Annotated in this window: 14 protein-coding genes; 3 read left to right on the top strand and 11 right to left on the bottom strand. The window is 66.3% G+C overall.

Annotated elements, in window-relative coordinates; all coding sequences use genetic code 11:
* Window positions 1–113 precede the first annotated feature (113 nt).
* Both DWA33_RS10705 and DWA33_RS10700 read left to right on the top strand, forming a co-directional pair.
* Window positions 114–995: a cobalamin B12-binding domain-containing protein gene (locus tag DWA33_RS10705; protein ID WP_114358060.1), complete on the top strand. Its 882-nt coding sequence runs from the start codon at window positions 114–116 to the stop codon at window positions 993–995.
* Window positions 996–1054: 59 nt separating this feature from the next.
* Window positions 1055–1717 carry a biliverdin-producing heme oxygenase gene (locus DWA33_RS10700; RefSeq protein WP_114358059.1) on the top strand — a complete coding sequence of 221 codons (663 nt, stop codon included), beginning with the start codon at window positions 1055–1057 and terminating at the stop codon, window positions 1715–1717.
* Window positions 1718–1741: 24 nt separating this feature from the next.
* On the opposite strand, the gene DWA33_RS10695 is transcribed toward DWA33_RS10700, so the two are convergent.
* Both DWA33_RS10695 and ppsR (DWA33_RS10690) read right to left on the bottom strand, forming a co-directional pair.
* The gene (locus DWA33_RS10695; RefSeq protein WP_114358058.1) at window positions 1742–3937 is read right to left on the bottom strand and encodes a GAF domain-containing protein; all 2196 of its coding nucleotides are present in this window, start codon (window positions 3935–3937) and stop codon (window positions 1742–1744) included.
* Complete coding sequence (gene ppsR / locus DWA33_RS10690; protein WP_114358057.1) at window positions 3938–5332, bottom strand: transcriptional regulator PpsR; 1395 nt, start codon at window positions 5330–5332, stop codon at window positions 3938–3940.
* 332 nt (window positions 5333–5664) lie between these two features.
* Here ppsR (DWA33_RS10690) and DWA33_RS10685 point away from each other — a divergent pair, with 332 nt between their 5' ends.
* A complete protein-coding gene (locus DWA33_RS10685) occupies window positions 5665–6084 on the top strand; it encodes a c-type cytochrome (protein WP_114358056.1) in 420 nt (139 codons plus the stop codon).
* Between the two features lie 179 nt (window positions 6085–6263).
* On the opposite strand, the gene DWA33_RS10680 is transcribed toward DWA33_RS10685, so the two are convergent.
* From DWA33_RS10680 to pufA, 9 genes are all read right to left on the bottom strand, one after another.
* Window positions 6264–6536 (bottom strand): hypothetical protein, encoded by a 273-nt coding sequence (locus DWA33_RS10680; protein ID WP_114358055.1) that lies wholly within the window; start codon window positions 6534–6536, stop codon window positions 6264–6266.
* A gap of 33 nt (window positions 6537–6569) precedes the next feature.
* Entirely contained in the window at window positions 6570–7034 is a 465-nt protein-coding gene (locus tag DWA33_RS10675; protein WP_114358054.1) for a TspO/MBR family protein, read from the bottom strand.
* 20 nt (window positions 7035–7054) lie between these two features.
* Entirely contained in the window at window positions 7055–8260 is a 1206-nt protein-coding gene (locus DWA33_RS10670) for a geranylgeranyl diphosphate reductase (protein WP_114358053.1), read from the bottom strand.
* Between the two features lies 1 nt (window position 8261).
* On the bottom strand, window positions 8262–9584 hold the full coding sequence (locus DWA33_RS10665) for a BCD family MFS transporter (RefSeq protein ID WP_114358052.1): 1323 nt from the start codon (window positions 9582–9584) through the stop codon (window positions 8262–8264).
* A gap of 2 nt (window positions 9585–9586) precedes the next feature.
* Window positions 9587–10480 (bottom strand): chlorophyll synthase ChlG, encoded by an 894-nt coding sequence (gene chlG, locus DWA33_RS10660; protein WP_114358051.1) that lies wholly within the window; start codon window positions 10478–10480, stop codon window positions 9587–9589.
* Window positions 10473–11906, bottom strand: a complete 1434-nt coding sequence (gene ppsR, locus DWA33_RS10655) for a transcriptional regulator PpsR (RefSeq protein ID WP_114358050.1) — start codon at window positions 11904–11906, stop codon at window positions 10473–10475. The genes chlG and ppsR (DWA33_RS10655) overlap by 8 nt, the downstream gene beginning before the upstream one ends.
* Window positions 11907–12194: 288 nt before the next feature.
* Window positions 12195–13118, bottom strand: a complete 924-nt coding sequence (pufM, locus tag DWA33_RS10650) for a photosynthetic reaction center subunit M (RefSeq protein ID WP_114358049.1) — start codon at window positions 13116–13118, stop codon at window positions 12195–12197.
* Between the two features lie 27 nt (window positions 13119–13145).
* Entirely contained in the window at window positions 13146–13979 is an 834-nt protein-coding gene (gene pufL / locus DWA33_RS10645; protein WP_114358048.1) for a photosynthetic reaction center subunit L, read from the bottom strand.
* Window positions 13980–14110: 131 nt separating this feature from the next.
* On the bottom strand, window positions 14111–14302 hold the full coding sequence (pufA, locus tag DWA33_RS10640) for a light-harvesting antenna LH1, alpha subunit (RefSeq protein WP_011157087.1): 192 nt from the start codon (window positions 14300–14302) through the stop codon (window positions 14111–14113).
* Between the last annotated feature and the right edge of the window lie 13 nt (window positions 14303–14315).

Genomic DNA, 14315 nt, shown 5'->3' with positions numbered 1-14315 from the left:
TGATCAACAAAGGCTAGTCTCCACGCATGCCACTGTCAATCAAACCATACGTAAATTAAACTTGACGGTCGGAAGGCCGTCAGCCTTAAGTCTATGGTCAGGGAGCACCCCTCATGGCGGACTGGAACGACCTTCCGATTGCGGCGATTGCCGCCGCCGAGCCGGCCATCCCGCCGGTAACTCCTCTGTCGCCTCCGATTCCGGAGCCGATCTGGCGGCACCGCCCACCGCTCCAGGCCGCCGCCATTGCCGCCTCGCTTCGTACTCTCACCCATTCCCGAATGACGCTGCCGCCGATCCCGATTACGAACATGTCCGCCCCGGTCGATCCTGGTACGCCTTTCGGTTTGCAACAGTTCACCCTGCTGGCTCTCGGCAACGACGAGACGGCTGCGCTGGACTACGTGGAGAGTCTTATCGCGCGGGGGACCGCCACCGAATTGATCTTCCTCAACCTGCTGGCGCCGGCCGCGCATCGCCTCGGCGAGATGTGGGAAGACGACACCACGAGCTTCGCCAACGTCACGCTCGCCGTTAGTCGTCTGCAACGGATTCTTCGTCATCTCGGCGAGAGCGTCGCGGATGAACGCCGCGCGAGCGGCGCCGGCACCGTGCTTCTCACCGCAATCCCCGGTGAGCAGCACAGCTTCGGACTGGCGATGGTCGCCGAGTTCTTTCGCTGGGACGGCTGGGACATCTGGACCGGGCCGTTCGCATCGCGCCGCGAACTGATGGCGCTGGTGCAGGAACGCGCGTTCGACGTCGTGGGCTTTTCCGTCAGCGGCGATCGGCGGCTCGACGAACTGAAACGCGACATCCAGGACATTCGTCGTGACTCGCGCAATCGGCGGGTTGCCGTCCTTCTGGGCGGGCCGCTGCTGATCCGCCGGCCGGATCTGGTCCGCACGCTCGGCGCCGATGCCTGTGCGACCGATGGCGCGAGCGCGCCGCGCGTCGCCCGACAGATAGCGGCAGCGGCCAAGGACAAGCGCTGACGACGCCTCGTGCACGCCGGCAGGTCTCTGCTATAAGGCGCGCTGCATTGGAGGCCAGCATGGTGGTGAATTCGGCAAAGCGCGGCGCCGGCGACAGCGTCGTGAGCGCATTGTACGTGCGGACCCGACAGCTTCATCTCGAAGCCGAGAAGACCGGAATTCTCGCCGAGATCCTGCACGGCACCGCAGGGCGAGCCGGCTACACCCTGCTGCTGCGCAATCTGCATCCGGCCTATCAGGCGATCGAGGCCGGTATCGCGCAGCATCGCGACGATCCGGCGTTGGCGCCGCTGGCGGAGTATCCGCTGGCACGCACGCCGGCGATCGAATCCGATCTGGTCGCACTGGCGGGGGACGACTGGACCGAGCGACTGCCGTTACTTCCGGCCGCCGCGGCCTATGCGGATCGGATAGCCGAGGTGACCGCGGCCGACGGCAGCCTGCTGATCGCCCACGCCTACACCCGCTATCTCGGCGATCTCAACGGCGGACAGATCGTGCGGCGGCTGCTGGAGAAGACCATGCAGCTCGGTCCGAACGAACTGATGCACTATGATTTCTCCGCGATCGGCGATCCGGCGACGTTGAAGCTCGCCTATCGCGACGCGCTGGAACGGGCGGGCGCGGCGGCGACCGACCCGGCTGCGATCGTCGAGGAAGGTGCAGTCGCGTTCACCTGCAATATCGCGCTGTCGATGGAAGTGCAGCGACACGTCGCCTGACCGCCGGCCTCGGGCGCCTGGACGCTACGCGCCGCTGCGCGTCCCGCCGTCGCTGCCGCCGTCCCCCCCGGTGCGGGCGGCGTGCTGAACCAGATGGCCGAGCACTTCGGCGGTCCGCAGCATCGACTGCCGCACACCCTCGAGGAGTTCGGCGATGCGTCCGGTTTCGACCCCGTAGGTGATCTCGAGCGCCGCGAGCTGCGCGTTTTCGACCAGCGCCGACAACAGCTTTTCGTGCACCAGGTCGGATTTCGAGTCGAGCCGGACGCCGGCTCTCGCGCTGGCGAGGATGCCTTCCTGAAACCGGGTGCGCGCCGCGTCCGCGGTGCGCCGGTCCGTGGCGTCGCTGAAGATCAGCACGAAGCCGAGCGCCTGATCCTGCGCCGGCGTGACCGGATCGGCGCGGACCAGCAGCGGATGCGGCGCATTGCCTGAGCCGCGCAGCAGCACCTCGCCCCGCCACCCGCGGCCGTAGTCGATCAGCTCCGCGACGTTGCGCAGGAAGTCCTGCGGTTCGACGAACAGGCCGGCGAGATCGTCGAGATGCGCGACGGTCGGCGTCCCGGTCGGCAGCATCGCACGAAACACGTCGTTCATCAGCAGAATGCGGCCGTCGGAGTCGGTGATCAGCACCGGCTGCAGCGAGGCGTGAAGCTGAGTGGAGAACTGCTCGTACTGCTCACGCGCGATCAGCGTCCGCACCGCGCGGAACTGCAGCACGATGTCGGCCACGGTATGACCGATGGTGCGGGCGGCGGCGAGATCCGCCGCCGTCCAGGGATCGGACGTCCCCTCGACGACCTCATACCACTTGGCGAACGATCGCCGCGGCGACAGATCGGCCGGGGTGTCGCCCATCGTGAACGGCTTCTTCGGATCGCCGCCCCAGGTGACGGTGTGAACCCGCTCGGGGCGAAACCACATCAGGAATTCGCCGGGATGATCGGAGATCGGCGCCGCCGCGACGCCGCTCGCTTCGCGGGTGAGATGGGCGAATTGCGGGAGGTCGAGACCGAGCGAGGCGGTCGCGATCACCGGGGCCCGAGGCTGGCGATCGAGCCAAGCGGCGATCTGGCGGATGTCCTGGGTGCCGGGCACTTCGCCGACCGTGCGGATCTGGTCCTCGTAAACCAGAGCGCAGCCGGTGGCCCGCAGCGGCTGCAGGATCGACTGCGCCGTGTCGAAAATCGCGGCGCGCCAGTCGCCCTCGCGGGTGATCGATTCGATCAGCCGCTGCTCCAGCCGCTGCACGAACAGCTCCGACTGGCTCTGCGCGAAGCTCTCCAGCGCGGTGATGCGTGTCGCGACGGCTTCGGCGAGCAGTTCGCAGATCGCGCGCAGCTCGAAATGAATGAAGCGCGGCAGGTAGTGGTGGCAGGCGATCAGGCCCCACAGCTTGCCGCCGACCACCAGCGACACCACCAGGGTGGCGCGCACGCCCATGTTCTTGAGGTACTGCAGATGGATCGGCGACATCGAGCGCAGGAAGCAGCCCGACATGTCGAGCTCGTGCCCGGTCAGCGGCGACAGCCGCGGCTCCAGCGGCACCGGCTGATAACCGACATCGACCAGCACCCGAACCCGCTGGCGCTCGTACAGCCGCCGCGCCATCTGCGGAATGTCGGACGCCGGATAGCGGTTACCCAGATAGGATTCGAGCCCGGGCACATGGCGTTCGGAAAACACTTCGCCGTGGCCCTGCTCGTCGAAGCGGTACACCATCACCCGGTCGTAACCGGTGCGCTGCTGAAACAGCAGCGCGGCATCGTCGCACAGCGCCCGCAGCGAGCCGGCCGTGCGAATCCGCTCCAGCGCCGGCGCCAGCGTGCCGGACAGATCGATCGGCGGCCCGGCGCGTTCCAGCTCGATCACCAGCCCGCCGTCCGGCGGGCGGTGGATCAGCCCGTCATAGTCGGCGGCGGGGGCACCGATCCGGCAACGGACCGCGACCGGCATGCCCTCCGCCGGCGGGTCGAGATTCGGCAGGATCTTGATCAGGAGATCGCCATCGATCTCGGCGAGCGGCACGCCGAGCACGCGCTTCAGGTTCAGAAACTCCGCGGCGTTGGCGCTGGCTTGAACAACGACGTGATCGGGTTCGCTGACGACGAGAAGCGCGCCGTGCGGCTGGATCGAGCCGGCGAGATGAATTTCTTCACGTTCGCAATTCGAAAGATCGGCGGTCCCGAATGCGGGGCTACCCAAGGCACGACCAGCCACTCAATCCTCGGTGTCGTCTGAGGCGTCGCCTCCGTCGTCGACAGCAGCGGAGCCGGCACCTTTTTCGTCGAATCCGTAGCGGTTGAGCTTGGCATAAAGGCTCTGCCGGCTCAATCCGAGCAATTCCGCGGTGGCCGTCCGGTTGCCCTTGGAACGCTCCAGCGCTTCCTTGACGTAGTGCTGCTCGACGATGCTGACGGCATTCTTGACCAGCTTGCGCAGCGACGAGCGTCCGAGCTGCTTGCTGATCGGACTAAGCGCCTGGTGCAACGCATCGCCGTCGTCCGCGCCGTCGAGCCGGCGCGAAACGTTGCGGATCAGCACGCCGATGTACTTATCCTCGTCGTCGCCGTCGACCGCGGAAATCTCGACCTCGGTCTCGCCGCCGAGTTCGCCGCGGATCGTGGTCTGGAACAGGCGCACCGATTTGAAGCGCCGCAGCAGCGTCAGCAAGCTCGCCAGATCGGCGCCGGGACGGCCCAGCCAGCGGCCGAGCGAGCGGCCGATCGCGGCGGGTTTCGAGCCGACCTGCACCAGATCGAGAAACGCCTGGTTGACGTGACGCACCACGCCCGCCGCATCCAGCGCGACGAAGCCATCTGGGATGCGGTCGATCAGGCCGCGCAGCACAGCGTCGTCGTCGGCTTCGTCGACGACTGGCGCGGTGGTCAGCGGGGTGAAATGCAGCAGGAAGACCTGGCGTCGCTCCGACGACATCAGCGAGCCGCGCAACATCCAGGCGCGGCCGTGGCGGCCGAGATGCACCAGCACGCTCAAGGCCGTACCGCGCTCGCGCACCCGCACCAGCATGTCGCGCACCGCATCCCGGTCGGCCGCGGCAACCAGAGCGACAAAGTCCCGCCCGGCCAGATCCTCGTTGCCACGCTCGCCGCTGACCGCGTTGATCGCGGCCCGGTTGGCTTCGATGATCCGCAGATCGGCCGCCGACACCACCATCACCGCATCGGCCGCGGCGTCGAACACCAGGCGGTAGCGCGTCTCCAATTCCCGGAGCCGCCAATAGTCGCGCTCCATCGCCTGCTGCGCCGCGATCAGCCGGGAATGCAGCTCGGTGACCGCCTGCATGTTCTTGCCGACGGCGATCATGCCGCTGCGGTCGCCCAGCAGCATGGTGGTGAATTCGATCGGGATTTCGACGCCGCTGGGGAAGGTCTGGTTGATCTGGCGGAAAGCGGAAATTCCGCTGCGCCGGGCGTCGTCGACCATGCGGCGAACCTTGTCGCTGCCGTCGTTGCCGGCGATATCGCTCCAGCGCCGCCCCAGCCAGCCGTCGACGCTCTCAGCCGCCATCGCCGGAGACAAGGTCGCTTCGCGAATCACGCCCTCCATATCGAGCAGGAGGGTCACGTCGGCATGAACGGGTTTTGTCGTCATCAACTCCGCTCGCGGCACACGCAGGGCGTCAATACGACGCATTGTCTAGAACAATGCCGTGCTGACACGGACTTAGGCCGTGTCAGTTCCCTTGACAAGGGCCTGTTTCGGAACCGCAATTAAAAATTAGCCGAATTGTCTAGGCGGTAATATAATTTCGACAGATCAACGTCATCTCTGTCCAAGCGGTTGAACCATCACGCCGCGGCTTTGTTAGAACGACTTTACAGAACCGGCCGGAAAGGGTTTGGATGCGACTGTTTGTCGTGCCCTGCGCGTGTCGGGGTCGCTTGACGCCAAGACGGGTTCTACGGGTTCTTAAGGAGAGAGACGTGGTCAAAAAACTTCTCGCAATTGTCAGCATCGCCGCCACCGCGGGCGCCCTGTCGGTCGGTTCGGCCGCTGCGCAGGACGCCGCGAAGGGCGAAGCCGTGTTCAAGCAGTGCATGACCTGCCACCGCGCCGACAAGAACATGGTCGGTCCGGCGCTGGCCGGCGTGGTCGGCCGCAAGGCGGGCACCGCCGCCGGCTTCAGCTATTCGCCGCTGAACCACCACTCGGGCGAAGCCGGCCTGGTCTGGACCCAGGACAACATCATCACCTACCTGGCCGATCCGAACGCCTTCCTGAAGAAGTTCCTGACCGACAAGGGTCATGCTGATCAGGCGGTCGGCGCCACCAAGATGACCTTCAAGCTCGCCAACGAGCAGCAGCGCAAGGACGTCGCCGCCTATCTGGCCACCCTCAAGTAAGTCGATCCGACTTAACGACGTCTGGACGTCACGAGGGCTTCGGTTCGCACGAACCGGAGCCCTTCGTGTTTCGAGGGTTTCGAGGTGCGCGGTTTCGGCCGCCGACCGGGTGCCAAGCGCCCTGCCCCGCGCGCCGTCGGCACGGCCGGCTGACACCTCGGCGGATACCAGCCCGCGGTTCAGCGCCAGCGCCGCAGCACGTCGACCAGATGCGCGCCGCCGGCGGCGAGCAGGCACAGCGTCGGCGCCAGCCAATCGCTGCCGGCCAGCACGGCGCGCAGCGCCAGCAGCATCAGCGCCCCGGAGATCATCCCCGGCAGGAAATCGGCCGGCGCGATGCCGCGCCGGCGCCACAGCCAATAGCCGATCACCGCGACCGCCTCGACGACGAGGAAGATCAGCACCCAGTCGACGAAGGCGCCGCTGGCGAACAAGTCGGACATCATCTGCATGGCAGCTCTCGATGTGGCCGCGTCGTCACGCGCTCAGAACGGCGTGTTCAGCGCCACCACAGTCCAGTTGAGATAGGCCGCGAACGTGACCCAGATCAGATACGGGATCAGGTAGTAGCTGGCGGTGCGGGCGTTGCGCCAGAACACCACGACGCCGAGCAGCACCGACAGCCACAGCAGCGGCACTTCGAGCAGCGCCCAGTCCGGCCGCCGCACCGTGAAGAACAGCATGCTCCACAGCACGTTGAAGAAGCCGTTGGCGGCGAACAGCCCGATCACGAAATCGCGCTGGGCGCGGCTGCGGGCGCCGCGCCAGGCGTACACCGCCGCCATCGCGGCGAGCGCGAAGATCACCGTCCAGGCCGGCCCGAACGCCCAGTCCGGCGGCTGCCACCAAGGTTTAACCAGGCTCTGATACCAGGTCCCGGTGTCGGTCAGCGAACCGCCGAGCAGACCGACGAAGATCGCGACGGCGGCCGCGACAAAAATCGGATTCACGAGGCCACCGCCTGCAGCAATCAAACCGACGCCAGCCCCGTCATGTGGGCCAGGTTCTTGAAGAAGATCCGAACATGCGCGATCGGTTTCGCCCGCACCAGCTTTTTGTTCATGTAGGAATCCCACGTCAGCTTCTGCACGTCGCGGTCGCGGCAGATGCTGACGAATTGTTCTCGGCGCTTGTCATTGGCGTACCAGTACCATTGCATCAGGCCGAGGATCCGGAACACCGAGCCGTTGTCGCGCATGAAGCGCTTGCGCGCCAGCTTCAGCGCCTTGGCGTCGGCGGTCTGCAGGAATTCGCCGACCGCTTCGGCGGCGAGCCGGCCGCCCAGCAGTGCGTAGTAGATGCCCTCGCCCGAGGCCGGCGCCACTACGCCGGCGGCGTCGCCGGCAAGCAGCACGCTGTGGCCGTCGTCCCAGCGCGGCAGCGGATGCAGCGGGATCGGCGCGCCCTCCTTGCGGATGGTCTCGACCTCGTCGAGCCCGGTGGCCTTGCGCAGTTCGGCGACCGAATCCCGCAGCGAGAAGCCCTTGTGCATCGAGCCGGTACCGACGCTGACGGTCTGGCCGTGCGGGAACACCCAGCCGTAGAAGTCCGGCGAGACGTGGCCCTGGTAGTACACGTCGCAGCGCCGGCTGCCATAGGCGGCCTTCTGCTCCGGCTGCGGCGCCTTGATGATCTCGTGATAGGCGAACACGAACGGCACCCGGTCGGCGTCCTTCAGGAACTGCCGCGCCACCCCCGACACCGCGCCGTCCGCGCCGATGATCGCGCGGCAGCGCACCGTCTGGTCGGCCATCGTGCCGTCGGGCCCGCGCTCTTCGTAATGCACGGTGTTGACGCCCGACTCGTCGCGGCTGAACCGCTTGAACAGGCCGGTGCGCCGCTCGGCGCCGACGGTGGCGGCGCGCTGGCGCAGCCACTCGTCGAAATGCTCGCGGTCGACCATGCCGACGAAACCGCCGTCGATCGGCATGTCGACCTCGACATTGCTCGGCGACACCATCCGCGCGGCGTTGATCTTGGCCACCAGCATGCTGTCGGGAATCGCGAAGTCCTGGATCGCACGCGGCGGAATCGCGCCGCCGCACGGCTTGATCCGGCCGGCGCGGTCGAGCAGCACCACGCGCTTGCCGGCGCGCGCCAGATCGCACGCCGCGGTGGCGCCGGCAGGGCCGCCGCCGACCACGACGACATCGTAAATTGCGGAGTTATCGCTCATTTCAACCTCCGGCTACTGCTGCATTGGACAAATCGACGGCACGACGGTTCTGCGCGCGATGCACCCACACGGCCATCGCCGCCGAGACCAGAAACAGACCGGCTTCCGCGGCGAACACCGCCGCATAGGACAGCGCCGGCGACGACAGGATCAGCCGCGCCAGATCGCTCGCCAGGGTGCCGATGAAGCCGCCGATCCCGAACGCGATCGCCTGCGCGGCGCCCCACAGCCCCATCCGCACGCCTTCGCGATGCTCGCCGCCGGCGCCGACCAGTTCCATCATCGAGCCGATCGCCGCGACCGCATAGGCGCCGTTGGTGACGCCGAGCATGAACACGGTGGCGCGCAGCGGCCAGGACGGCCCGATCATCGCCGCGGACGACAGGCCGAGCAGCGCGATCGCCGAGGCGACACAGCCGCCGATCGTCCACAGTTGCAGGTTGCCGCGCGATTTCGGAAACAGCGCGCCGATCATCGGCACCATCGCCATGCCGATCAGCGTGCCGCCGTGCTGCACGCTGGACAGCTTGGTGGTCTCGCCGGGCGTGAAGCCGAACACCGCACCGGCGAACGGCTCCAGGATCAGGTCCTGGGCGCTGTACGCCAGCATCGACACGAACACGAAGATCGCGAAGCGCCGCGCCTGCGGCTCGTGCCAGACGTCGGCGAACGCCTTGCGGAAGGATTCTTGCTGCGCCGCCGGCTTCGCCGGTGCGGCCGCGGCGCCGCGGCCTTCGACGCCCCAGACGCCCAGGAAGGTCAGCACCATCGCGATCAGCGACACGCCGCCCGACACCGCGACCAGCCGCTGCGGCGAGAACGGATCGAGCAGATGCCCGGCGATCGCGGTGGTGACGATGAAGCCGGCGATCATCATCACCCAGACGATGGTCGCGGCCGCGGCGCGGCGTTTTTCGTCGACCCGCTTGGCGAGCAGCACCAGCAGCGAGGTGCCTGCGGCGCCGACGCCGCCGCCGATCAGACAGAATGCGACGATCGCCAGCGCCGTGCCGGCCAGCGGCTGCACCGTCATCAGCGCGGTCGCGCAGGCGGCGAGGAAACCGCCGAGCGCCAGCACCGCCATGCCGCCGATGATCCACGGCGTGCGGCGCGCGCCGCGGTCCGAGCCGTGGCCCCAGGCGGGACGAAACACCTGCAGCGCGTAGTGGATCGCCACCAGCGCGCCGGGCAGCATCGCCGGCAGCGCCAGCTCGACCACCATCACCCGGTTCAGGGTCGAGGTGGTCAGCACCACGATCGCGCCGAGGCCGGTCTGCACCAGCCCCATCCGAACAATGCCGAGCCAGGACAGCGGTCGCATCATGATCAGGCGGCTCCGAACGACGACACGGCGACGGCGCTGGCCATCATGCCGGAAACATACAGCGCGACACCAAGGCCCGAGAACCAGGTGGCGCGCTCGACCGGCGAGCGCAGAAACCGAACCATCAAGACGAGTTGGACGGCGAGCACGAAGCCGACGATGCCGGCCTGGATCGGCCGATCCCACGACAGCAGCAGCGCCACCACGATCACCTGCGGGATCGCCATCACGGCACAGAGCACCCGCGCGGCGTTGTCGACGCCGAGCTTGACCGGCAGCGAACCGACGCCGGTCTTGATGTCGCCTTCGATCGACTTGAAGTCGTTGAGCGTCATGATGCCGTGCGCGCCGGCGCTGTACAGCAGCGCCAGCGTCACGATCCACCACGGCGGCAGGCCGGCGAGCATCACCGCGGCGCCGGTGAACCAGGCGAAGCCCTCATAGGTGATGGCGCAGGCCGCGTTGCCGAGCCAGCCGTTCTGCTTCAGCCGGAACGGCGGCATCGAATACATCCAGGCCAGCACCAGCCCGAGCGCGGCGGCGCCGAACACCCAGGCGCCGAGCATGCTCGCCAGCAGCAGCGAGGCCGCGGTCCACAGGAACGACAGATACAGGCCCCAGCGCCCCGGAATCCGGCCGGACGGAATCGGCCGGTTCGGCTCGTTGATGGCGTCGACGTCGCGGTCGAACCAGTCGTTGACGACCTGGCTGGTCGCGACCAGCAGCGGACCGCACAGCACGATGCCGGCGATCACTTCCAGCCAGCGGCTCGAGATCGGAACCCCGGCGGACACCACGCCGCAGCCGAACGCCCACATCGGCGGAAACCAGGTGATCGGGTGCAGCACCTCGAGCACCGCAGAAGGCGCCGGACGCACGGCCACGCTGTTACTCATCGGCTCCGTCTCCTTCCGGCGCGTGTTCCGCCAGACCGTAGCGGCGTAGTTTGACGTACAGGCTCTGGCGACTCAATCCGAGCATGTCGGCGGCCGAGGCGCGATTGTCGCCGGTCAATTCCAGCGCCGCCTCGATCGACAGCTTCTCGATCACGTCGGTGGTTTCGCGCACCAGATCGCGCAGCGGCACCCGGCCGATCAGTTCGGTCAGTTGCGCCACCGAGCGCGGCAGCTCGCGTTTCGACGTCGCCGCGGTGGTCAGCCGCTTCTCGACGTTGCGGATCGCGAAGCCGAAGCACGGCTTGTCGTCGGCGTCCTTGAGCGAGACCGCCGACACTTCGACCTCCGCGACCGCGCCGTATTCGCCGCGCAGCACGGTTGCGAACAGCTTGATCGCGCCGCTCTGGCGCAGATTGGCGAGCGCCACCGACAGGTCGACCCCGGTGCGGCCGAGCCAGCGGTCGAGCAGTTCGCCGCGCGCCTGCTCGGCGCTGCCGAGCTGGGCCATTTCCAGGAACGCCAGATTGGCGCGGGCGACGCGGCCGTCGTACTGGGTGATCACCAGCGCATCGGCGGCGGCTTCGAAATACTTCAGCAGCAACGAATTGGTCTTGGCGCTGCCGGCTTCGTGCGGCGCGCCGTGCGCCGCGAGCCGCACCAGGAACAGCGACGCGTTCTCCTGACGAAACAGCGATGCCGACAACTCGCACGCGCGCACACCGTCGGCCAGCTTGATCCGCGCCCGACCGTCGCGGCCGGTGGAACGCACGTCGGCGAACAGGTTGAGCACCGTCTGCTGATCGGCGCCGTCGACGAAGCCGGTCACCGGCGCGTTCAACGCCTGCGGTGCGCTGGTGTCGAACAACGCCAGCGTCGCCGGGTTGGCGTCCACGATCAGTTCACTCGCCGCATCCACGATCATCACCGCTTCCGACGACACCTGGAACAGCAGCCGGTAGCGCGTCTCGGCGTGCCGCAGCCTGATGTAGTCGCGCTCCATCGATTGCTGGGCGTTGATTAGCCGCTGCTGCATCGTCGCGAGTTGACGCAGATCACGACCGACCACCAGCAGGCGATCGTCTCGCCCGAAATTGATCGCGGAATACAGCACCGGAATGTCCTCGCCGTTCGGCGAAGGGTGGTTGACCTGTCGCCAGGTCGGTGCGTCGCGCACGGTGGCGTCGAGCAGCAATTCGCGGATCTTCGGCTGGGTGTCGGACGTGACGATGTCGACCAGTCGCGACCCGAGCCAGCGTCCCTGGCGGTCGAGTTCCTGCGCCAGTTCGTCCTTATTGAACGCCACGTCCCGGATCATACCCTGCGCATCGACCACCAGCGCGACATCGGTCGCGGCGGCGATCAGCTTCGCAGCGGATTGAGCACCGAGTTCCCCCAGCGACTCCTTCGGAGATTTGAACACTTGCACCAGGGCAAATATCCTCCAGCAAGAACTCGTCCTCCACTCCGACGTCGGCGTCCTTACAAGTCGAGCCTTGTTTTGTTTTGAACGTCTTCTCAGGCTTGTTTGTTGGCCTCTCAGGCGGAGTTGGAGGCGCTTCGTTTACAGCAGGTCGCTTCCCTCGTCACCAGCCAACGGTACGAAATCACCGTTCGCCAGAACCTTTTTCGGAAGCTGAAAGCAGCAGCGCGCGCCTGATTGGATTTGTACCATCAGGCGCGCGCATCATTCGCTCGGATAGACGTGCGGTTGTGTTTACCGCGGCGGCGCCAGACCGTGCTTCACGCCCCAATCGAACCAGTTGTCGACCACCGGACCGGTCAGGATGATGCCGATGGCACCGGTCAGCGGGCAGAGCACTGCGAACCACCAAGCCCAGCGATGGATCGATTCGGCCGTGGCGTTGAAGCCCATCGTCCAGCGCCAGAACAGAGCAGCGCGTTCAAGTGCGGTACCGCGATCCAGCATCTGCTCGATCTCGCGCTCGCCGCCGTAGCGGCTCACGGCCAGGATGGTCGCGCCGTGCATGGCGAACAGCAGGGCCGAGCCATACAGGAAGGCGATCGAGAGACAGTGGAAGGGGTTGTAGTACAGGTTGCCGTACTTGATCGAGAAGTTGTTGGTCCAGTCCAGGTGCGGGAAGATGCCGAACGGCGGCGCTTCGCTCCAGGTGCCCATCAGCAGCGGCTGAATGAAGCCGATCGCCAGATAGAGCAGAATGGCCGAGGCGAACGCCCACGACACGTGAGTGCCCATGCCGAGCGCCCGCGAGCGGCGATAGGTGCGGACCCACCACAGCAGGATCGACACGGTCAGGAAGAAGCCGGCCATCAGCCACCAGCCGCCTTCCTTGAGCGGCGGAATGGTCAGACCGTATTCGGGCTTCGGCGGCTCGAGCGCCAGCCAGCAGAACTGGCGGAGAAACTCGATCGGGCTCCAGTCCACCGACGCCAGCATGTTGAGACCGATGATCTCGATCGCAACGAAGCCGCACAGCAGCGAGCAGACACCGGTGAAGCCGAGATAGACGGGGCCGACCTGCGCGTCGCCGATTTTGCCGAGCCAGTAGTTGAACGTCGTCTGGGTCTCGCGGGGTGAGCTGCCGGGACGTAGCGGCACCCCCGCATAGGCAGGTCCTTCAACCTGGACCTGCGTGAAGATGTTCTGGTATTGGGCCATGACAAGACTCTCTTGTGACCGGTTGAATTACGGATTCCAGATCGGCAGGTTGCGCCACCAATTCCACCAATCGGGCCACGAACCACCTTCCGCCAGCACCGGACCGCTGATGATCATGCAGACCGCGCTGAAGAACACGGCCGACAACGCCAGGAACAGACCGAGGCGGTGAATGCCGATGGTACCAATCGAGTAGCCGACGAGATCACGAAACACGGTGTTCTCGTGTTCCGGAGACTTCACGGGTTCGCCACGGTCGGGATTCAGCGCCGACAGCACCAAGCCGCCGTGCAGCGCGAGCGCCAGACAGGTGGTGAAGAAGAACGTGATCGCGATCATGTGCGCGGGATTGTAGTGGAACTGGCCGTAGGCGTAGCCGGTGTTCGACACCCAATCGAGATGCGTGAAGATGCCGTAGGGGAAGCCGTAGCTCCAGGAGCCCATCAGGACCGGACGGATCACCACCAGCGTGACGTAAGCGAAGATAGCGAAGCTGAAGGCGAACGGGACGTGAAAGCCAATGCCGAGCTTGCGGCAGATTTCGACCTCACGCAGCGCCCAGGTGACGAACGCGCCGGTCGCGCAGATGCTCACCCACTGCCAAATGCCGCCCTCGGCGAGCGGCGCAAATCCCAGACCGTACTTTGCGTCCGGCGGGTTGACGCTGATCTGCCAGAGATTCCAGGTGGGGCCGAGCGCGGTGTTCCACATGATCAGCGCGACGCCGATCAGCGTGAAGAACACGGTCATGACCCCGAAGATCCCAACGTAGAACGGGCCAACCCAAAAATCGAACAGGTCGCCCCCGATTAGCGTTCCGCCACGAACGCGGTATTTCTTCTCAAAGCTGAGCATTGCCATCGATCGTTCCTCCGCGTGCGAGCCAGGGAAAATCCATCGTCGTCGTCCAGTCCATGTCGCTTCCCGGAAGGGTTCGGGCCCGGCAGATCGGTCCGTTTCCCTTCCCTTCCGGCAAGCAGTGAGTCACGCCATTAGACCGGCATGCTCGGCGGAGTGAACGGCAGCGAGATCGACGCCGCCTTCGCCGCACGCGGACCATCGAGCCAGTTGAACCGGCTGGTGCTCAGCAGGATGAAGTGGATGATGATGGCCAGGCCGAACAGGAACACGAACAGCAGGACCAGCGCGCGACGCGGATCAAACAGAAGCCAAATTCGCCACATAGTAGTCGTCTCC

Source organism: Rhodopseudomonas pentothenatexigens, assembly GCF_900218015.1.
Classification (GTDB): Bacteria; Pseudomonadota; Alphaproteobacteria; order Rhizobiales; family Xanthobacteraceae; genus Rhodopseudomonas; species Rhodopseudomonas pentothenatexigens.
This window is presented reverse-complemented; position numbering and strand designations above follow the sequence as displayed.